Source organism: Caulobacter sp., from assembly GCF_965279145.1.
GTDB lineage: Bacteria > Pseudomonadota > Alphaproteobacteria > Caulobacterales > Caulobacteraceae > Caulobacter.
Genome location: NZ_OZ257139.1, coordinates 430,758 through 451,392, shown reverse-complemented (window position 1 = coordinate 451,392; position 20,635 = coordinate 430,758). Strand labels below are relative to the sequence as shown.

The window sequence follows — 20,635 nt, the reverse complement described above, 5'->3', positions numbered from 1 at the left end:
GGCCGAGCCCCCTATTGTCCGGTCAGTTGATGCAGCAGCGCACCGATCTTGATCCCGTTGATCACCAGGCCTTCGACGTCGCAGTTGCGCAGTTCAACGCCGCGCAGGCTGCTGTTCTCGATGACGCTGCCGTCGAACTCGCAGCCCGCGAAGCTGGAGCCTTCGAAGTTGGTGTCGACAAAGGCGCAGTTGAGATAGCGGCTGTCGGCGATGACCGAATGATCGTGGCGCACGCGACTGAGTGTCGAGCTCATCAGATCGGCCTGAACGACCAGCATGTTCGGTTGGAACGGGGTCTTGGCGGCCGGTGTTTCGGCATGGCCCTTGGGAGACTGCATCGGCTTCCTCCATGCGCGTCCGGTCGCTGGAGCAGACCTCATCGGCGCGTGTTAACTATGCGCCACGGTCGAGCTCCCGACGCATCAAAAACACGTGAAACGATTGTCTGGCCCAAAGAATCTTCCAGGTTGTTTCCGGGGTTGATCGAGACCTGTCCGGCGCGCTGTTTCGCGGCCCTTCGCGCGAGGAGGTCGATGTGGCGTGGTCCGCCCGTGACAGAACGCCACACGCGCTTCATAAGCTGTCCGTTCAGTCTCCATTCAGCCACCGTCCCTTACATCTGAGCGCATGAAACCGATCCGCGCCCTTCTCGTCGCCATCGCCATCGCCGCCGCCCTGCCGGGCGCGGCGTCGGCGCAGCGGCGTCCGGACTCGCTGGGGGCCGACTGGCGCGCCCAGCAGGACCAGGCGCGCGGCGGCGTGCAGTCGGGCCGGCTGGTGCCGCTGGCGCGGGTGATCGAGCAGATCAGCCGCCGCACGCCGGGCCGGGTGCTGGACGCCGGACTGGAAGGTCGCAACTACCGGGTCCGGTGGGCCACCACCGACGGCCGCCGCATCGATTTCATCGTCGATGCGGAAACCGGCCAGATCCTCAGCGCCAACTAAAGGCTCCGCATGCGTATCCTGCTCGTCGAGGACGATCCCGATCTGTCGCGCCAGCTGAAGCTGGCCCTGGCCGACGCCGGCTATGCCGTCGACCACGCGCCCGACGGCGAGGAAGCCCAGTTCCTGGGCGAGACCGAGCCCTATGACGCGGTGATCCTCGACCTGGGCCTGCCCAAGGTGGACGGCGTCTCGGTGCTGGAGCGCTGGCGGCGCGGCAATGTCGCCACGCCGGTGCTGATCCTGACCGCCCGCGCCGCCTGGAGCGACAAGGTCGCCGGGTTCGACGCCGGGGCCGACGACTATCTGGCCAAGCCGTTCCACACCGAGGAGCTGCTGGCCCGCCTGCGCGCCCTGCTGCGCCGCTCGGCCGGCCACGCCGCGCCCAGCCTGTCGTGCGGGGCCCTGCGCCTGGATCCGCGCGCCGCCCGGGCCAGCGTCAATGGCGAGCCGCTGCGCCTGACTTCGCTGGAATACCGACTGCTGCACTACATGATGATGCACCAGGGCCGGGTGATCGGCCGCACCGAGCTGGTCGAGCACCTGTACGACCAGGACTTCGACCGCGACTCCAACACCATCGAGGTGTTCATCGGCCGTCTGCGCAAGAAACTGGGCGCCGACCGCATCGAGACGGTGCGCGGCCTGGGCTATCGCCTGACCCCGCTGGAGGGCGAGGCGACCGCGTGACGGCCCCGGCGGAGGTCTGTCGATGATCGACCTGCGCCGCCCCTCGCTGGTCCGGCGGCTGGTGCTGCTGGCCACCGCCTGGAACCTGGTGGTGCTGGTGGTGGCGGGCGCGTTCCTGACCGCCCAGTTCCGCGACGCCGCCATCCGCCGCTTCGACCAGACCCTGGCGGTGCTGACCGACGACCTCTATGCCGGATCGTCGGTGGAGGAGGGGGTGCTTAAGGCCCCGTTCCTGACCGACATCCGCGCCACCCGCACCTATTCGGGCCGTTACTGGACGATCTCGCGCCGCACGCCTGACGGCGCCCTGCGGGTGGTGGAGCGCTCGCGCTCGCTGTTCGACAGCGACCTGATGGTGGCGTCCCAGCAGGTGGAGCGCCTGGACGCCGCGCCGGGCAAGACCCTGTTCTTCGACATGCGCGGCCCGCAGGACAAGCCGTTGCGCGCCGCCGCCCTGCTGGCCCGGCTGCCCGGCTATGCCGATCCGGTGGTGTTCGTCGCCGCCGAGGACCGCTCGCCCATCGACGCCGACGCCGCCCATTTCGGCCGCATCACCGCCCTGGCCCTGCTGCTGCTGGGCGGCGGCCTGATCCTGGCGGTGGTGGTGCAGGTGCGGGTCGGCTTGCAGCCGCTGTTTCGGCTGCGGCGCGAGGTGGCGTCAGTGCGACGCGGCAAGGCCGAGCGGCTGGCGGGGCTGTATCCCGAGGAGCTGGAGCCTCTGGCCGTCGAGCTGAACGCCCTGCTGGCCCACAACCAGGAAGTGGTCGAGCGCCAGCGCACCCATGTCGGCAACCTGGCCCACGCCCTGAAGACCCCGCTGTCGGTGATGATCACCGAGGCCAGTCAGCAGCCGGGGGGCCAAGTCCCTGGAAGTTTGGCCGAGGTGGTCAGCCGCCAGGCCGACGTGATGCGCGGGCAGGTTGACCACCATCTGCGCCGGGCCCGCGCCGCGGCCCGCTCCCAGACCTCGGGCGAACGCACGCCGGTCGAGCCGATCCTCGACGAACTGGCCGTGACCCTGGAGCGGATCTTCCAGGACAAGTCAGAGGGGCGGGGCGTCGAGATCGACTGGCGCTGCCCCGAGGACCTGTGCTTCCAGGGCGAGAAGCAGGACCTGATGGAACTGGCCGGCAACGTCATGGAAAACGCCGCCAAGTGGTGCAAGGGCAGGATCCGCGCCGTCGCCAGTCCCACCACGATCGACCGCTGGACCCTGGTGGTCGACGACGACGGCCCTGGCCTGCCGCCCGAACGCTGGAGCGACGCCCTCAAGCGCGGACAGCGGATGGACGAGCACACGCCCGGTTCGGGCCTGGGTCTGTCGATCGTCGATGAGTTGGCCCGGGCCTATGGCGGCTCGGTCACGCTTGGTGAATCGCCGCTGGGCGGATTGCGGGTTTGCCTGGATCTGCCGAGGTCGGAAACCTAGCGATCGGGCGTCGCCCAGGTTGTGTCGCGAGCCGCTCTGATCGCCGACCCTAAGCCTCTGGAGCCCTTGAGCTTTCGCCGCGGGCGCGTCCCGCGGGACAGGGCGTGTTTTTTGCCGTGCTTGGGAAAGTCTTAACCTCGTTGCGAACATGGTTGACGCTGTCGGTCTTTGTGATCCGGCGGGGGACTATGACCGCAATCGCTGCACACAAATTGCAGATCATCCGGATGTTGGTGGAAACCGCTCCGGACTCTGCCCTGCGCAGCCTGGAAATGGCCTTGGCGGGCGTCGGTGCGACCGGCGGCCTGGCGCAGGTGCGCGGCCTGGTCGAGGGCGAAACCTCCGAGCGATTCATCCGCAACAACGTGCTGGCGCCGATCGTGCCGCTGTGCGCCGTGCGCGCGCCCGGCCAGATCAGCTTTTCGCCGCGCACCCTGCCGCTGCTGTGGAAGGCCCTGAAGGGCACCGCGCCGCAACGCGTCGAGGAAGCCTCGTCCAAGTGCAATCCCTGGGATCTCGAACAGGGCTCGCCCGAGGTGTTCGACGATCTGTGCAAACTGGCCGCGCGGGGACTGCGCGACGCCGAGCAGGACCTGTTCGATCCCGTCCGCGCGCTGGGCGCGGCCGAGGAGCTGGCCAACTGCCTGGACCTCTGCGTCATCGTCCGCGGGGCCCTGCCCAAGCTTTCCGAATGGGTCAGCCGGATGAGCGGCGAGCGCGCCGCCGCGGCGCGCCTGGCCTATAACGACGCCTGCGTCATTCGCGGCGATTCCGGCGCCCGCCTGTTCGACATCCTGGCCGCTCACCTGCCCGACGACTGGCGGATCCTGCGCGTGATCTCGGCGGTCATGGACCGGCCCAACGACCGCTATCTGGCCTCGTCCGAGGTCAGCGCCTTTGGCGAGCGCGTGCTGGCCGACATCGAGGCCTCGATCGCGCTGATCCGCGACTTCGACCTGAACAAGGGCGAGAAACAGGGGCGTGACGCGGCGCTGGCCGCCCAGCGCGTGGCGCTGCAGATCACCGAGTTCGAGCAGTCGGTGAACATCGCCAAGGACGGGCCCTGGGGCCGCCGCCTGGCCAAGTTCCGGCAGCAGATCGCCAAGGAAGTGGATCTGCGGATGAGCGCCGCCGACAAGGAGCTGAACGACGCGCTGCCGACCAGGCCCATCTCGATCCTGGGCAAGAAGGGCGGCAAGGGCGTGGCCCGGCTGACCGATCCCCCGGACGAGAAGATGATCCGCCGGGCCACCTCGATCCTGGCCTTCATCGCCGACCTGCGGTCCTGCGCCACCCAGAGCGGATATGGCTCGACCCGCACCAAGACGCTGGAAAAGCTCAACACCCGGCTGGACCAGTATATCGAGGACGTCCTTTACGCGGCGCGGACCGGCGAGGGTGGCGATCCCGTCATCGCCCAGCAGTATCTGGATGTCGCCGCCGACTTCATCGCCTATTCCCGCGACGAGAAGACCGCCGAAATCGTGCGTCGCCGCGCGGCGGCCGCCATCGCCGCCGCGGCCTAGACCGGGCGTCGCCCCGGGCCTGGGCCCTTAAGCGCTTTTTTCGCTAACGGCGGATCGTTTTCCCGGCTAACACGCGCTCATGATCGCTTTCTGGATCTCGGCGGCGGGGCTGTCGGCTGTGGCCGGCGCCCTGATTCTGCGCGGCGCGGCGCGGACGAGCGCCGCCGGCGCGCCCCTGACCGATTTTGACGCCCATAAACGCCAACTGGCCGAGATCGACCGGCTGGCCGAGGGCGGCCTGCTGGGCGAGGCCGAGCGCAAGGCCGCGCGGGCCGAGGCGGGACGTCGCCTGCTGATCGCCGCCGACACCGCCGAGGCCTGGCCCGAGGAAGGCCGCGGCCCGCGCCGGATCGCCCTGATCGCGGCCGTGGTCGCGCCCTTGGCGGCCGTGGCCGCCTATGTCGTGGTCGGATCGCCAGGAACGCCCGACCAGCCCTATGCCCGCCGGGTGGCCGAATGGCGCGCCACCGACCCGGTCCAGCTGGATCCGCCGCGCGTCGCCGCCGTTCTGGAAAGCATCGCCGCCCAGCGCCCCAAGGACGCCGAGCCGCTCAAGCATCTGGCCATGGCCCGCGCCGCCTCTGGCGACCTGGCCGGGGCCGAGCAGGCCCTGCGCCGCGCGGTGCGCCTGGCGCCGGCCCGCGCCGACCTGTGGACCGCCCTGGGCGAGACCTTCGTCGCCGAGGCCGAGGGCCAGATCGGTCCCGACGCCCGCCTGGCCTTCCGCGAGGTCCTGAAGATCGACCCGACCAGCCTGTCGGCCCGCTATCACCTGGCCCGGGGCAAGATCGCCGACGGCGACGTGGACGCGGGTCTGGCCGACTGGCGCGCCATCGCCGCCGACCTTCCGGACGCCGATCCGCGCCACGCCGCCATGGTCAACGAGATCGACGTGGTCGAACGCGCCGGCGGCCTGCCCGCGCCGGTCGCCGCCCCGGAAGAGACCTCGCAGGTCCAGGGCATGATCGCCGGCATGGTCGAGGGCCTGGCCACGCGGCTGAAGACCTCGCCCGACGATCCCGATGGCTGGGTGCGGCTGGTGCGGGCCTATGCCGTGCTGGGCGAGACGGCCAAGCGCGACGCCGCCATGGCCGACGCGACCCGGCGCTACGCGGGTCAGCCCAAGATCCTCGCCGCCCTGCGCCAGGCCGCGCAGACGCCGCCCCAGCAGAAGACCGCCCGATGAGCCTGTGGCCGAAATCCCGCAAGGCGCGCCGTCGCCTGACCGTGCTGCTGGCCATCGCGCCGGTGCTGGCCCTGGCCGTGGGCCTGGCCCTCTACGGGATGCGTGACGCCATCTCGCTGTTCTACACGCCCGCCCAGGCGCAGGAGGCTCACGTCAAGGCCGGCCGCAAGGTGCAGCTGGGCGGCCTCGTCCAGAAGGGCAGCGTGGTCAAGCATCCCGGCGGCGACGTCGAGTTCGTGGTCGCTGACCATCGCTCAACCGCCAAGGTGAAGTTCCACGGCGACCTGCCCGACCTGTTCCGCGAAGGGCAGGGGATCGTGGCGCAGGGCGCCTTCGACAAGTCGGGCGTCTTCGTCGCCAAGCAGGTCCTGGCCAAGCACGACGAGCGCTACATGCCGCGTGAAGTGTCCAAGGCGCTGAAGGAACAGGGCGAGTGGCGCGGCGATGGCGCGCCGCCGCCGGCCTATGGGGCCAAGACCCAATGACCGTTGAACTGGGCGGCTTCGCCCTCATCCTGGCGCTGATGCTGTCGGTGCTGCAGAGCGGTCTGTCGGCCGTCGGCGGCGCGCGGCGCTCGACCGTGCTGGCCGGCGCGGGACGCGGCGCGGCCGTGGGCGCGTTCGGCGCGACCCTGGTCACCTTCGCCTGCCTGGTCTGGGCGTTCGTGACCTCCGACTTCTCGGTGGCCAACGTCGCCGCCAACTCCCACACCGCCAAGCCGCTGCTCTACAAGGTGGCCGGCGCCTGGGGCAGCCATGAAGGCTCGATGCTGCTGTGGTGCCTGGTGCTGACCGGCTACGGCGCGGCCATGGCCCTGTTCGGCGCCAGCCTGCCGCCGCGCCTTCGGGCCTACGCCGTGGCCGTGCAGGGCGCGCTGGGCGTGATGTTCCTGGCCTATACCGTCTTCGCCTCCAACCCGATGATCCGGCTGATGGATCCGCCGGTCGAGGGGCGCTCGCTCAATCCGCTGCTGCAGGACTGGGCGCTGGCGGTGCATCCGCCCTTCCTCTACGCGGGCTATGTCGGCTTCTCGGTGGTCTACAGCCTGGCCATGGCCGCGCTGATCGACGGCCGCATCGACGCGGCCTGGGCCCGCTGGGTGCGGCCCTGGACCCTGGCGGCCTGGAGCCTGCTGACCATCGGCATCACCCTGGGCGCCTTCTGGGCCTATTACGAACTGGGCTGGGGCGGCTGGTGGTTCTGGGACCCGGTCGAGAACGCCAGCTTCATGCCGTGGCTGATCGGCGCGGCCCTGCTGCACTCGGCCATCGTCATGGAGAAGCGCGGGGCCCTGCCGGGCTGGACCGCCTTTCTGGCCCTGGCGGCCTTCACCTTCTCGATGCTGGGCGCCTTCCTGGTGCGGTCGGGCGTGCTGACCAGCGTCCACGCCTTCGCGGTCGATCCGACCCGCGGCGTGCTGCTGCTGATCATGATGGGCGTGGCGGCGGGGGCGGGCTTCCTGCTGTTCGCGATCCGCGCGCCGTCGCTCAATTCGGGCGGCCTGTTCGCCCCGGTCAGCCGCGAGAGCGCCATCGTGCTCAACAACATCGTGCTGTCGACCGCCACGGCCACCGTGCTGCTGGGCACCCTCTATCCGCTGATCCGCGAGGCGATCGACGGCGAGGCGGTGTCGGTGGGCCCGCCGTTCTTCAACCTGACCTTCACGCCGGTGATGCTGCTGGCCCTGGCCATCCTGCCGGCCGGACCCCTGCTGGCCTGGAAGCGTGGCGACGCCTCGGCCGTGGCCCGCCGCCTGTGGATCGCCCTGGCCGCCGCCGCAGCGCTGGGCCTGGTCACCTATGGCCTGATCGTCCCGCGCAAGGCCCTGGCCAGCGCCGGCGTCGCCCTGGGCTTCTGGCTGATCGGCGGGGCCCTGACCGAACTGGCCGAGCGCCTGAAGCTGTTCCGCGCGCCGCTGGCCGAGGTGGGCCGCCGGGCCTTTGGTCTGCCGCGCGGCGCCTGGGGCACGACCCTGGCTCACGCCGGCATGGGGGTTTTCGTGCTGGGGGCCTCGTTCGAGACCGCCTGGCGTGTCGAGCAGGCCCAGGCGCTTAGCCTCAATGGCCACTTCCAGCTGGGCGCCTATGAGCTGACCCTGACCGATGTCGGCACGGTCGAGGGGCCCAACTACCTGGCCGAGCGCGGCCTGGTTCGGATCACCGACAAGGCCGGGCGCCTGATCTGCAAGGCCCAGCCCGAGCGCCGCTTCTATCCCACCGGCGGCCAGACGACGTCCGAGGTGCACATCTGCCCCCGGGGTCTGGATGACCTCTATGTGGTGCTGGGCGAGCGCCGGGCCGGCGAGGGCGGCAAGCCCGCTTGGCTGGTGCGCGCCTATGTCAATCCGTGGGTGCGGCTGATCTTCCTGGGTCCGCTGCTGATGGCGCTGGGCGGCGCGGTGTCGCTGTCGGATCGCCGGCTGCGGCTGGGCGTCGGGCGCAAGGCTTCGGAGGCCAAGGCGTGAAGGCCCTTCGCGCCCTGCTGGTGACCCTGGCCGCCGTGGCCTGCATGGCCGCCGCGTCCGAGCCCAACGAGCGTCTGCCCGATCCCGCCCAGGAGGCCCGCGCCCGGGCCATGTTCCGGGAAGTGCGCTGCCTGGTCTGCCAGAACGAGTCGATCGACGATTCGCAGGCCGACTTGGCCGCCGACCTGCGACGAATTGTCCGGCAAGAGATCGCCAAGGGGCGCAGCGATCGCGAGATCCGCGCCTTCCTGGTGGCGCGCTATGGCGAATTTGTTCTGCTGAAGCCGCCGTTCTCGGCCGGCAACGCCGTGCTGTGGCTGGCCCCGGCGGGAATCCTGGCGGCCGGCGGCGGGCTGCTGATCGCCCTGCTGCGTCGCCGTCGGACGGGCGAGGCCGGCGAATTGGACGAGGATCCGGGGCTGTCGGCCGAGGAGGAAGCCCGGCTCGCCGACTTGCTGGAAGACAAAGGCCACGATTGCGCCGAAAAGACGCCGCAAGAAGCACCTCCCCGGTAACGGAAAGATGGTGCGGGAGCCATTGCGCGATACGCCATCGCGTCTAGGTTCCCATATCAAGGAGTGTCGCGGCGCCGGGCGCCGAGGCAAGCAGGTCCCGACGCGTCGCGTCGTGGGTGAGGAAAGACAAGAGATGACCGCTAGGAAGTCGGGTTTCGTTGTTGGCGCTATCGCGGGCGCCGGTGTCGCCGCCGCCGCTCTGGCGGGCATGGGCATGCGCATGGGGACGGCCGGCGCGGCCGAGGCCCCCGCCGTAACCCGTGTCGCCGCGGTCGCGGCGCCGGCCTTCTCGCCGCCGCCCGGCGCGCCGTTGTCGTTCGCCGACATCTTCGAAAAGGTTTCCCCGGCCGTCGTCCAGATCGACGTGACGTCCAAGGCCGCCGCCTCGCCGCGCCTGCGCATTCCGGGTCTTGAAGGCTTCGACATCGTGCCGCGCGGCGCCAAGCCGGGCGCCGAGGGCGAGGAAGAAACCCCCGCCGCGCCCAAGCAGCAGTCCTCGGGCTCGGGCTTCTTCATCTCGGCCGACGGCTACATCGTCACCAACAACCACGTCGTCGCCGACGCCGACGAGATCAAGGTGGTGATGAAGGACGGTCGCGAGCTGAAGGCCACCGTGGTCGGCCGCGACGAAGGCACCGACCTGGCGGTGATCAAGGTCACCGACCCCAAGGCCAAGGGCGCCGACTTCCCGTATGTGGACTTCGAGAACTCGGCCAAGCCGCGGGTCGGCGACTGGGTCATCACCATCGGCAACCCGTTCGGCCTGGGCGGCACCGCCACGGCCGGCATCATCTCGGCCTATAACCGCGACCTGGGCGACAGCTCCTCGCAGTTCGTCAACTACATCCAGATCGACGCCCCCATCAATCGGGGCAATTCGGGTGGTCCCAGCTTCGACATCTATGGCCGCGTGATCGGCGTCAACACGGCGATCTTCTCGCCGACGGGCGGTTCGGTCGGCATCGGCTTCGCCATCCCCGCCGACGTGGCCGAGGCTACCGCCAAGCAACTGATCGCTGGCGGCAAGGTCGTGCGCGGCTATATCGGCGTCAACATCCAGGACTTCAGCCCGGAAATGGCCGAAGCCCAGGGCCTGACGGGCGTGCAGGGCGCGATCGTCGCCGAGCTGGTGCCCGGCGCGCCGGCCCAGAAGGCCGGCCTGCTGCCCGAGGACGTTCTGGTCGGCGTCAACGGCGTCAACGTCAAGAACCGCTCGGAACTGACCCGCGAAGTCGCCAAGGCCCGTCCGGGCGAGACCATTCGCCTGTCGATCCTGCGCAGCGGCAAGCCGCGCACCGTCGAGGTCAAGTCGGGTGTCCGTCCGGCCGAGAACGCGATCAATTCCGAGGACGGCGAGGACAACGCGACGCCGACCCCGGACAAGCCGCAGACGCAGAAGTTCGAGGCGCTGGGCCTGACCCTGACCCCGATCGATGCGACGGCCCGCTCCACCTACAAGATCGAGCCCGACGTGCGCGGTCTCCTGATCGCGGGCGTGAAGGCTGACTCCGACGCTGACGAAAAGGGCCTGGTGAAGGGCGACGTTCTGTCCAGCGTCAACGGCGTGGCGGTCAACACCACCGGCGAGGTCGCCACCGCGATCGCCGCGGCCAAGGCGGGCGGCCGCACCAGCGTTCTGGCCAAGGTGATCCGCCAGAACCGGCCGGTCTTCGTGCCGCTGAAGATCGCGCCGTAAGACGCAGCCTCTTCGCGCAAGATCAGTCCCGCCTCGGAACGTCCGAGGCGGGACTTTTTATATCTGTCCAAGGTTTAAGGGACGGGCCAGCCCAAAACCGGTATCGATCAGCTCTATCGCGTCGCGGGGCAGAATCGGGAGAACGTCGTTTCTCTGTCCGTTCGGCGCATGAGGGGTTGCTGATGCGTATTCTGATTATCGAAGACGATCTCGAGGCGGCCGCCGCCATGGCGCACGGTCTTACCGAGGCCGGCTATCAGTGCGTCCACGCCCCTGACGGCGAGGCGGGCCTAACCGAGGCCGGCAAGGGCGGCTTCGACGTGCTGATCGTGGACCGGATGATGCCCAAGAAGGACGGCGTCGAGGTCGTCGAGACCCTGCGCCGCGAAGGTGACAACACCCCGGTGCTGTTCCTTTCGGCCCTGGGCGAGGTCAGCGACCGCGTGGTGGGCCTCAAGGCCGGCGCCGACGACTATCTGGTCAAGCCCTACGCCTTCCCCGAACTGATGGCCCGGGTCGAGGCCCTGTCGCGTCGTCGCGAGACCGGCGCCGTGGCCACCACCCTGAAGGTGGGCGAGCTTGAGATGAACCTGATCAACCGCACGGTCCATCGCGCCGGCAAGGAGATCGACCTCCAGCCCCGCGAGTTCCAGCTGCTGGAATTCATGATGCGCCACGCCGGCCAGTCGGTGACCCGCACGATGCTGCTGGAGAAGGTGTGGGAATACCACTTCGACCCGCAGACCAACGTGATCGACGTGCACATCTCCCGCCTGCGCAGCAAGATCGACAAGGGCTTCGATCGCCCCATGCTGCAGACTGTGCGCGGCGCCGGCTACCGCCTCGATCCGTAGGACCCAGGGCGGTTCGCCGCCGAGACCCGCCATGCGCCTGCCGCGTCTTCTCCGCACCACGCCGTTTCGGCTGACCCTGCTGTTCCTGGCGCTGTTCGCGGCGGCCGCTAGCGCCTTCCTGGGCTACATCTACGTCGCCACGGCCGGCGAGGTGAACCGCCGCGCCGACGCCGAGATCAGCCGCGAGATGGAGAGCCTCGAGGCCGCCTATCGCCAGGGCGGCGTCAATGCGCTGAACCAGACCATCGTCGAGCGGGCCACCGGCGAGCGGCCGTTCCTGTATTTCCTGGCCGACAAGAGCGGCAAGCGGATCTCCGGCTCGATCGAGGCCTCGCCCCTGGACGACTTCAAGGGCGACGGCCCCAGCTGGGCCAGCTTCAAGGTCACCGAGACCGATCTGGACGGCGCCGAGGTCAAGAACGCCGCGCGCGGGGTGCAGGAGCGCCTGATGGGGGGCGAGGTGCTGTTCGTCGGCGCCGACGTGGCCGCGTCCGAGGGCTATGTCCGCAAGATCGTCCGGGCCCTGTGGGGCGCGGGGGCTCTGGTCATCCTCCTGGGTCTGGCGGGCGGCGTCCTGATCAGCCGCAACGTCTCGCGCAGCATGCAGGGCCTGGTGGATCTGGTGGCCGCCGTGCAGGCGGGCGACCTACAGGCCCGCGCCAAGGTGCGGGGCGCGCGCGACGAGTATGACGAGCTGGCCGAGGGGCTCAACGACATGCTCGACCGGATCGAGCGCCTGATGGGCGGCCTGCGCCACGCCGGCGACGCCATCGCCCACGACCTGCGCTCGCCCCTGACCCGCCTGCGCGCCCGCATGGAAGTGGCCCTGATCGACGCCGAGAACGGCAAGGGCGATCCCGTGGCGGCGCTGGAAACGGCGTTGCAGGACGCCGACGGCGTGCTCAAGACCTTCAACGCCGTGCTGGCCATCGCCCGCCTGCAGGCCGCCGGCCAGGCCCCCGACCAGAAGCACTTCGACTCCAGCGAACTGGCCACCGACATGGCCGAACTGTACGAGGCCAGCTGCGAGGACAAGGGCCTGGACTTCAAGGCCGAGATCACCCCGGCCCTGACCATCCGGGGCAATCGCGAGTTCATCGCCCAGGCCCTGGCCAACATCCTCGACAACGCCATCAAATATACCCCCGAAGGCGGCGCCGTGATGCTGCGGGCCCGCCGCCGCTCGTCCGGAGAGCTTGAGTTCTCGGTCACCGACACCGGCCCCGGCGTGCCCGAGGAGGACCGCGCCCGCGTCGTCCAGCGCTTCGTGCGCCTGGAGAACAGCCGCAGCGAGCCGGGCGCGGGCCTGGGCCTGTCGCTGGTCCAGGCCGTCGCCGCCTCGCACGGCGGCCGGCTGGAACTGGCCGAGGGGCCGGGTGAATACAACGGCATGGGCCCGGGTCTGCGGGTGGCGCTGGTGCTGCCTCGGGTGGAGTAAGGTTGTCAAAGATTGACAATGGCCCTATCGTTTTGATCGGATCCTGGAGGCCGATGCGATGGCGGCGCGCAATGTCAATCTGACGGATCATCTGGCGGACTTCGTCGATGCGAACGTCGCGACGGGGCGGTTTCAGAACGCCAGCGAAGTGGTTCGCGAAGGCTTGCGATTGCTGGAGCAACGCCAGCGCGAGGATGAACTTAAGCTCGAGCGTTTGCGACAGGCTGTTGAGATTGGCCGCGAAGATGCCAGGCGTGGTCGCACCATTCGCGTAGAGCCGGGCCAGACCGGCGAGTTTCTCGCTGGACTTGGACGTACCGGACGTCCAGCTACGTGAAGGATGAACGTCAGCTTCATCTGACGCTTCAGGCTCGTGATGACATCGCCGAGCTTCTCGACACCAGCGCGGAACGTTTTGGCTCAATGACCCGTCGCCGCTATGAGGCGTTGGTCGCCTGCGCTCTGGAGGACATTCGGGCGGATCCCTTGCGGCCAGGCAGTGTCGTTCGTCCCGAGCTCGGCGAGGGCTCCCGCACCTATCATTTTCGATTCAGCCGTGATCGCACGCCGGTCGAAAGTGGACGTGTCAGGTCGCCACGCCATCTGCTGGTCTACGAACTTCCCGATCCCTCCAGAGTACTTGTGCTGCGCGTGCTGCACGACGCGATGGACCTGGAGCAGCACGTCCGCGAATAGCTCGCTCGCAAGGCACGGCGCGCCCGTTCCTGCGGCGTGCGCCACGCAGCTGTGACTGGCCGGCTGATCAAGGTCGAACCGCGTGACAGGCTGGGCCAAACTGACGCTCAATCCAAAGCAGGGTGAGGCCGCATGACTTTCAAGAACGACACGATGGCCAGCCGGCGGCGGCTGCTGGCGGGGCTGGGCGGCCTCAGCCTGATGGGTGTGGCCGCCTGCGCGCCGGGGCAGATGATGCGGCCGGGCCGGGTCAGCGGTCTGGCCCCCTTCGACGTCACGCCGCCGCTGGCGCCGATCCGCATGCGACCCGACCGGATCTCGAAGATCACCGTCTGCCTGCGTCCCTTCCGCAAGGCCGGACCGCGTCTGGATGTCGAGACGGTGGGCGACAAGACCATCGTTCACAATTACGGCCACGGCGGCAGCGGCTGGTCGCTGTCCTGGGGCTCCGGGACCATCGCGGCGAAGAACGCCTTGTCGACCGGCGAGAAGGACGTCGCCGTGATCGGCTGCGGCGCCCTGGGTCTGACGGCGGCGACCCTGCTGCGCCGGGCGGGAGCCAATGTGACCATCTATGCCAGCGAGCGGACGCCCTATACCCGCTCGGCCCGGGCGACCGGCACCTGGTCGCCGGACTCGCGCATCGCCGCCGTCGGCTCGACCGCCCCCGGCTTCGAAGAGCAGTGGGAGGAGATGTGCCGCACCTCCTACAAGGCCTATCAGACCTATCTGGGCCTGGCCGGCGATCCGGTGGAATGGACCGACCGCTACAGCCTGTTCGACACGCCGCCCGGTCCCGGCCGCGTCACCCCGCATGATCCGAACGGCGTGCGGTTCGTCGACTATGTGGAGCGGGTGCGCGACATCACTCCGCGCGGCGTGGACCTGCCGGCGGGCAGCCATCCGTTCCCGACGCCCTATGCGCGGCGCGGGTCGTCGATGCAGTTCAACGTCGCCGAATACGCCCATCTGCTGCTGACCGACTATCTGCTGGCCGGCGGACAGATCGAGACCATGACCTTCCATACCCCGGCCGATCTGGCGGTGCTGAAGCAGAAGGTAGTGGTCAACTGCACCGGCTATGGCGCGCGGGCGCTGTGGAAGGACGAGTCGATCATTCCAGTGCGCGGCCAGATCGCCTGGCTGATCCCCCAGCCCGAACTGCACTACGGCCTCTATTACAGGAACGTCTCGGTGCTGCCGCGTCGCGACGGCATCGTCGTGCAGTATGTCGGCGAGACCGAGGCCTGGGGCTACAACGACGACAACGAGACCGCCAGCCGGACCGAAGCCGAGGCCGCGATCGCCACGATCGCCGGCCTCTATCGCCGGGCGGACAGGACCGGCAGCTGAACCTCCGGCCCGTGGTCGGGCTCGACGACCGGGGCCAGGGCGTAACTGTCGAGGCCGCGCGGCGCCACGCTCCACACGGCGGTGACGGTGACCAGACCCAGCAGGGACAGGGCCGTGAAGCCGGCGATTTCGCGCGGGCGGCTGGGCTCGCGACGGCTTAGCAGACGCACCCGCAGCAGCAGGGGATGCGTGCCCCAGCCGCAGGCCAGGGGTGAAGCGGCCCGGCCCATCTGCGCCTTCATCAGGGCCTTGGCGTAGTCGGCGCGCACTTCGCCCCGCAGGGCCAGCACGGTGGCGTCGCAGGCCAGCTCCTGGTCGACGCGCACCAGGGCCGCGCCCAGAAGGATCAGCGGATTGCACCAGCCCAGAACGCAGCAGGCGGCCACCGCCAGGTTGGCGATCGGGTCGCCGCGCCGGATGTGGGTGCGCTCGTGCATCTGGATCAGCTCGCGGTCGCGGGCGTTGAACCGGGTGGTGAAGTCGGCCGGCAGGACGATCCGGGGCCATAGCGCGCCCATCACGGCGGGACCGGCTTGACCGCGTGCGGCGCGGCGGCGGAAGGCGTGCTCCTGCTGGGCGATCAGCACGGTCAACGCCAGGCCGCCGATGATCCAGGCGATCAGGATCTTGGTCGCCAGACTGGCGCCCAGCGGCGCGGTGGGCGCGCCCATCTCCAGCGTCTCGGCCAGGCTGGGAAAAACAGCGGCGGCGGCGGCGGCGGGAACCAGCAGCCACAGGCCATAGGCCAGGCGCGCGCCGAACAGGCGGCGGACCGGGCCGCGCGTCAGGATGATCAGCACCACGGCCGCCGCAGCGGCGATCTGGGCTCGGGTCAGGGCCAGGGCAAACAGTTCCGCCATCATCGCGTGGTTTCCAGTCCCAGCGCGAGATCCGTCCAGAATGCGGATCTCCAGGTTGCAATGGTTACAACTGTAATTTGGCGCGTCAAGCACGCAGCTTGCCCGGCCGGTCAGGGCGGGCCACGGTGCGGGTCATGACTCGCCTGCTCGAACGCCTCGCCCCCTGCGGTCCCATCGCCGATCCGAAGGCCGCCGAACGGGCCCATGAGGCCATAGTTCGCCGGGTCGGGGAGGCGGCGGAGATGGTCGAGGCGGCCTGGCCCGCCCTGGCCCCGGCCTTCGCGGCCTCGCCCTATCTGGCCGGCCTGGCGCGACGTGACGCGACCCGACTGCCCTTGATCCTGGACGCCGAGCCCGTCGAGCGCCTGGCCCAGATTCTGGCCGCCACGGACGCTGTGGCCGCCGAGCCGGACTTCGAGACCGCCCGCAAGACCCTGCGCGAGCTGAAGGCTGATCTGCACCTGCTAACCGCCCTGTGCGACCTGGGCGGCGTCTGGGACCTGGACGCCGTCACCGGGGCCCTGACCCGCTTCGCCGACGCGTCCTTGCGCGCCGCCCTGGCCCAGGCCGTACGGCTGGAGGTCGATCGCGGCGCGCTCACCCACATCGGCGACAGCGACGCCGGCCCCGCGCCGGGCCTGTTCTGTATCGCCATGGGCAAGCACGGCGCCTTCGAGCTCAACTATTCCAGCGACATCGATTTCTCGATCTTCTACGCGCCCGAAAAGCTGCCCGTCGCCGAGGGTGTCGAGCCCCAGGGCGTGGCGGTGCGCATCGCCAACCATCTGGGCCGGGTCCTGCAGGAGCGCACCGCCGACGGCTACGTCTTCCGCATCGACCTGCGCCTGCGGCCCGATCCGTCATCCACGCCACCGGCCATGCCGATCGACGCGGCGCTGGAATATTACGAGACCGTTGGCCAGAACTGGGAGCGCGCCGCCCACATCAAGGCGCGGATCGCGGCGGGCGACATGGCCGAGGGGCAAGCCTTCCTGGCCGAGCTGCAGCCCTTCATCTGGCGGCGCAATCTGGACTTCGCGGCCATCGCCGACATCCACTCGATCAAGCGCCAGATCCACACCTACAAGGTCGACGACCGTCTGACCGCCAAGGGCGCGGACCTGAAGCTGGGCCGGGGCGGCATCCGCGAGATCGAGTTCTTCGTCCAGACCCAGCAGCTGATCCTGGGCGGCCGCCAGACCGACCTGCGCGGCCCGCGCACCCTGGACGCCCTGCTAGCCCTTTCGGCGGCGGGCCACGTCACGCCCGAGGACGCGGGCTGGCTGGCCAAGGCCTATCAGGACCTGCGGGCCCTGGAACACCGCGCCCAAATGATCGCCGACGAGCAGACCCACAAACTGCCGGAGTCCGATGTCGACCGGAAGAGGGTCGCGGCGCTGTGGAACCACGACAATCTGCGCGGCTTCGACGCCGCCGTCGGCAAGATCCTCAAGGGCGTCAATGTCCGCTATGGCCGGCTGTTCGCGGGCGAGGAGGCGCTGTCCTCGCGCTTTGGCAGCCTGGTCTTCACCGGCGTCGAGGATGATCCGGAGACCCTGGCCACGCTGAAGCGGATGGGCTTTTCCAGCCCCGAACGCGTGGCCGCCACCATCCGGGGCTGGCACCACGGCCACATCGCCGCCACCCGCACCGAACGCGGGCGAGAGCTGTTCACCCGCGTGGCCCCGCGCCTACTGGACGCCGCCAACGCCACGGGCGCGCCCGACACCGCCTTCAACCGGTTCGCCGACTTCTTCGCCTCGCTCAGTTCCGGCGTGCAGATCCAGTCGCTGTTCCTGGCCCAGCCGCGCCTGTTCGAACTGATCGTCGAGGTCATGGCCTTCGCTCCGCGCCTGGCCGCCACCCTGGCCCGGCGGCCGACGGCGCTGGACGCCCTGCTGGATCCGGCCTTCTTCGGTCCCATGGCCGTCCCCGAGATCGCCTCCTGGGATCCTGAGGACTTCGAGGGCGCGATGAACGCCGCCCGGCGGCTCTTCCGCGACCAGAGCTTCCGGATTGGCGTGCGGGTGATGAGCGGCACGGCCGGGGCCAGCGACGTCGGGGCGGCCTTCGCCGGCCTGGGCGATCTGATCGTCGGCGGCCTTGCCCCGGCCGCCCTGGCCGAGACGGTGCGCATCGGCGGCGACTTCCCCGGGCAGGTCGCTGTGGTGGCCCTGGGAAAGGCCGGCTCGCGCGAGATGACGGCCAAGTCGGACCTCGACCTGATGACTCTGTATGCAGCCGATGATCCGACGGCGATGTCGTCGATCAAGTCGTGGAGCGCCGACAGCTTCTACGCTCGCTTCACCCAGCGCTTGACCTCGGCCCTGTCGGCGCCGACCGGCGAGGGCACGCTCTACGAGGTGGACCTTAAGCTGCGGCCGTCCGGGACCAAGGGCCCCGTCGCGGTCAGCTTCGCGGCTTTCGAGGACTACTACGCCCGCGAGGCCGAGACCTGGGAGCTGCTCGCGATGACCCGCGCCCGGGTCATGTGGGCCAGCTCACCCGCCTTCCAGGCGCGCGCCGAGGCCGCCATCGAGGCCGCCCTGCGCCGTCCGCGCGATCCGGTGAAGACCGCCGCCGATGTGCTGGAGATGCGCGATCTGATGGAGCAGGAGCGTCCCGGCAACGGTGTCTGGGACCTGAAGCTGACGCCCGGCGGCCTCGTCGACATCGAGTTCGTCGCCCAGTTCCTGCAGCTCAAGCATGCGGCCGCTGGCGGCCCGCTGGCGCAGAACACCGGCGAGGCCCTGACAGCCCTGCGTTCGGCGGGTCTGGCCGACGATGCGGCCCTGTCGTCGCTGGAAGCGGCTTGGCGGCTGGAGCAGGACCTGTCGCAGCTGATCAAGGTGGCGCTGGAGGACGGCGGCGATCCCGAGGCCGAGCCCAAGGCCTTCAAGGCTCTGCTGGCCAGGGCCGGCCAGGCGCGCACCTTCGCCACGCTGAAGACCAAGCTGACCAAGGCCAAGGCCGAGGCCCGGGCGGCGTTCGAGGCGGTGATGCGGGCGGAGAGGTGAGGGCGCCCAAGGCCTTCTGGGCCGTCAAAGGCGACAGTCGCAAAACTGCAAATGTGCCGTGGTAACTGGTCTATACCAATCATGAGGGACGGTCGGCTCCAGCAGGGTGTCCGCGGTCCAGCGTGCTGGCCCGTTTCTGGAGCCTGTCATGACCAACCCCATCCGCGACCTCGTAACGTCGATCGCGCTCATCGCCGGCCTGGCCAGCGCCAGCGCCAGCGGCGCCCTTGCCGCAGGGCCCCGGAAGGCCGAGCACGTGATCATCATCGGCGTGGACGCGCTCAGCCCGGATGGGGTGATGAAGGCCGAGACCCCGACCCTGCACGACATGATGAAGCACGGCAGTTGGAGCCTCCATGCGCGGGGCGTCCTGCCCACCACCAGCGGCGCCAACTGGGCCTCCATCATCGACGGGGTGGGGCCGGAGCAGCACGGCGTCACCAGCAATGACTGGAAGGTGGGCGAGTTCAACTTCCCCGCCTCGGTGACCGGTTCCGGCGGCTTCTTCCCGTCGATCTTCCAGGTTCTGTTCGATCAGCAACCGCAGCTGGAGGTGGGCTCGATCTATCAGTGGGATGGCTTCGGCAATCTCTACGACCACCGGTTCGTGGACTACGACGTCAACGGCAAGGACGAGGACGACACCGCGGCTCTGGCTGTCGCCTATATCAAGGCCAAGAAGCCCGGGTTCCTGTTCGTGCATTTCGATGATGTCGACCATGCGGGCCATGCCTATGGTCATGGCTCCCCGCGCTACTATGAGGCCGTGACCAAGGTCGATGCGCTGATCAAGGCGATCCGGCAGGCGACCGTCGATGCGGGCATCGCCGACGAGACGGTGATCCTGGTGACCGCCGACCATGGCGGCGTGGGCAAGGGGCACGGCGGCGAAAGCCTGGCCGAACTGGAAATTCCCTGGATCGCCTATGGCAAGGCCATCAAGCCGGGCGTCCAACTCGACCTGCCGATCAACACCTTTGACACCGCGGCCACCGCCGCCTGGTTGCTGGGAGCCAAGATCCCCTATGCCTGGCTGGGCCGGCCGGTGACACCCATCCTGAAGGGCGAAACGGCGCCGGAGCAGGCCTATCGCTCCAGCAGCTTTTACGCCGCGCCGGTAATCGAACCGGCCAATGATGGGACGGCGACCGCAGGCGGGCTGTTCGTCGATCAAGCCGTGCAGATGACCATCCGCAACCCCAACCCCGAGGGCGAGGTCCGCTACACGCTGGACAATTCAATCCCCGCGCCCGGTTCCACGCTCTATACCGGCCCGGTCACGATTACGCGCAACACGATCGTGCGCGCTTCCCTGTTCGTGGAGGGCAAGGCCGCCAGCGTTCCGGCCACGGGCTATTTCCGGATCCTTGACACCAAGACCTCCGGCGCGCGTGGCGTGACCTACAAGGTCTATCTGCTGCCGGAGGGGCCGGTACGGCTGCCTGATTTCACCCGGCTTGAACCCGTGGCCTCCGGCCTGGCCCATGAAATCTCCCTCACGGGCCTGAAGCTTCCCCGCGAAGACAGCATCGCCGTGGTGTTCGAGGGCGACCTCCAGATCGCGGCCGCCGGGGCCTATGGTTTCTCGCTGGCCTCGGACGACGGCAGCAAGCTTTATATCGACGGCAAGCCGGTGGTCGACAATGACGGCGACCACGGCGTGGTCACGGCCAATGGCGGCGTCGACCTGCAGCCCGGCAAGCACGCCATCCGGGTGGAATGGTTCAACGGCGGTGGCGGCGCCTGGCTAGGGGCCTACTTTCAGGGGCCCGGCCTTCCCCGTCAGTTCATCGACCCCAACCGGCTTACGCCGCGATAGGGAAGGCCTTTCGCACCCTGCTGGCTCGGGCCAGAACTGCCGCGCGGGCGGCGCTGTAGACCATCGTCCGCGCGAAAGTCTGAACATCCGCGACGGAAATGCCGGACCCCGCCGTTCAACGGATCATGGGACGGGCTTTCAACGTCTTGG

At 69.3% G+C, this 20,635-nt stretch carries 18 protein-coding genes; 16 read left to right on the top strand and 2 right to left on the bottom strand.

The genetic code is table 11. From position 1 onward, the window contains the following. Nucleotides 1–11 precede the first annotated feature (11 nt). Nucleotides 12–338: a pentapeptide repeat-containing protein gene (locus tag ACQY9P_RS02145; protein ID WP_421736898.1), complete on the bottom strand. Its 327-nt coding sequence runs from the start codon at nt 336–338 to the stop codon at nt 12–14. A 289-nt stretch (nt 339–627) separates the two neighbouring features. Here ACQY9P_RS02145 and ACQY9P_RS02140 point away from each other — a divergent pair, with 289 nt between their 5' ends. The 14 genes from ACQY9P_RS02140 (at nt 628) to ACQY9P_RS02075 (ending at nt 14,789) form a co-directional block, all read left to right on the top strand. Continuing rightward, entirely contained in the window at nt 628–945 is a 318-nt protein-coding gene (locus ACQY9P_RS02140; RefSeq protein ID WP_421736899.1) for a PepSY domain-containing protein, read from the top strand. 9 nt (nt 946–954) lie between these two features. Then, the gene (locus ACQY9P_RS02135) at nt 955–1,632 is read left to right on the top strand and encodes a response regulator transcription factor (RefSeq protein WP_421736900.1); all 678 of its coding nucleotides are present in this window, start codon (nt 955–957) and stop codon (nt 1,630–1,632) included. A gap of 16 nt (nt 1,633–1,648) precedes the next feature. Continuing rightward, nucleotides 1,649–3,061, top strand: a complete 1,413-nt coding sequence (locus ACQY9P_RS02130; RefSeq protein WP_421738274.1) for an ATP-binding protein — start codon at nt 1,649–1,651, stop codon at nt 3,059–3,061. Nucleotides 3,062–3,288: 227 nt separating this feature from the next. Beyond that, a complete protein-coding gene (locus ACQY9P_RS02125) occupies nt 3,289–4,587 on the top strand; it encodes a hypothetical protein (protein ID WP_421736901.1) in 1,299 nt (432 codons plus the stop codon). Between the two features lie 79 nt (nt 4,588–4,666). Beyond that, nucleotides 4,667–5,773 carry a c-type cytochrome biogenesis protein CcmI gene (gene ccmI, locus ACQY9P_RS02120; RefSeq protein ID WP_421736902.1) on the top strand — a complete coding sequence of 369 codons (1,107 nt, stop codon included), beginning with the start codon at nt 4,667–4,669 and terminating at the stop codon, nt 5,771–5,773. Beyond that, nucleotides 5,770–6,258: a cytochrome c maturation protein CcmE gene (ccmE, locus tag ACQY9P_RS02115; protein ID WP_421736903.1), complete on the top strand. Its 489-nt coding sequence runs from the start codon at nt 5,770–5,772 to the stop codon at nt 6,256–6,258. The genes ccmI and ccmE overlap by 4 nt, the downstream gene beginning before the upstream one ends. Beyond that, nucleotides 6,255–8,237, top strand: coding sequence for a heme lyase CcmF/NrfE family subunit (locus ACQY9P_RS02110; protein ID WP_421736904.1), 1,983 nt, complete (start codon nt 6,255–6,257; stop codon nt 8,235–8,237). Before ccmE ends, ACQY9P_RS02110 begins: the two co-directional genes overlap by 4 nt. Beyond that, entirely contained in the window at nt 8,234–8,752 is a 519-nt protein-coding gene (locus tag ACQY9P_RS02105) for a cytochrome c-type biogenesis protein (RefSeq protein ID WP_421736905.1), read from the top strand. The genes ACQY9P_RS02110 and ACQY9P_RS02105 overlap by 4 nt, the downstream gene beginning before the upstream one ends. Nucleotides 8,753–8,885: 133 nt before the next feature. Continuing rightward, entirely contained in the window at nt 8,886–10,448 is a 1,563-nt protein-coding gene (locus ACQY9P_RS02100; RefSeq protein WP_421736906.1) for a Do family serine endopeptidase, read from the top strand. 182 nt (nt 10,449–10,630) lie between these two features. Next, a complete protein-coding gene (locus ACQY9P_RS02095) occupies nt 10,631–11,302 on the top strand; it encodes a response regulator transcription factor (RefSeq protein ID WP_421736907.1) in 672 nt (223 codons plus the stop codon). Nucleotides 11,303–11,333: 31 nt separating this feature from the next. Next, nucleotides 11,334–12,740, top strand: coding sequence for a sensor histidine kinase (locus tag ACQY9P_RS02090; RefSeq protein WP_421736908.1), 1,407 nt, complete (start codon nt 11,334–11,336; stop codon nt 12,738–12,740). 58 nt (nt 12,741–12,798) lie between these two features. After that, a complete protein-coding gene (locus ACQY9P_RS02085; protein WP_421736909.1) occupies nt 12,799–13,077 on the top strand; it encodes a type II toxin-antitoxin system ParD family antitoxin in 279 nt (92 codons plus the stop codon). Next, entirely contained in the window at nt 13,074–13,436 is a 363-nt protein-coding gene (locus ACQY9P_RS02080; protein WP_421736910.1) for a type II toxin-antitoxin system RelE/ParE family toxin, read from the top strand. Before ACQY9P_RS02085 ends, ACQY9P_RS02080 begins: the two co-directional genes overlap by 4 nt. Nucleotides 13,437–13,568: 132 nt before the next feature. Continuing rightward, nucleotides 13,569–14,789 (top strand): FAD-dependent oxidoreductase, encoded by a 1,221-nt coding sequence (locus tag ACQY9P_RS02075; RefSeq protein WP_421736911.1) that lies wholly within the window; start codon nt 13,569–13,571, stop codon nt 14,787–14,789. On the opposite strand, the gene ACQY9P_RS02070 is transcribed toward ACQY9P_RS02075, so the two are convergent. Next, complete coding sequence (locus ACQY9P_RS02070; RefSeq protein WP_421736912.1) at nt 14,759–15,649, bottom strand: M56 family metallopeptidase; 891 nt, start codon at nt 15,647–15,649, stop codon at nt 14,759–14,761. The two genes, ACQY9P_RS02075 and ACQY9P_RS02070, sit on opposite strands and share 31 nt — an antisense overlap. Nucleotides 15,650–15,783: 134 nt before the next feature. Between ACQY9P_RS02070 and ACQY9P_RS02065 the strand changes: the two genes are divergently transcribed. Further along, the gene (locus ACQY9P_RS02065; RefSeq protein ID WP_421736913.1) at nt 15,784–18,666 is read left to right on the top strand and encodes a bifunctional [glutamine synthetase] adenylyltransferase/[glutamine synthetase]-adenylyl-L-tyrosine phosphorylase; all 2,883 of its coding nucleotides are present in this window, start codon (nt 15,784–15,786) and stop codon (nt 18,664–18,666) included. 148 nt (nt 18,667–18,814) lie between these two features. Then, a complete protein-coding gene (locus tag ACQY9P_RS02060) occupies nt 18,815–20,485 on the top strand; it encodes an alkaline phosphatase family protein (protein ID WP_421736914.1) in 1,671 nt (556 codons plus the stop codon). Nucleotides 20,486–20,635 lie beyond the last annotated feature (150 nt).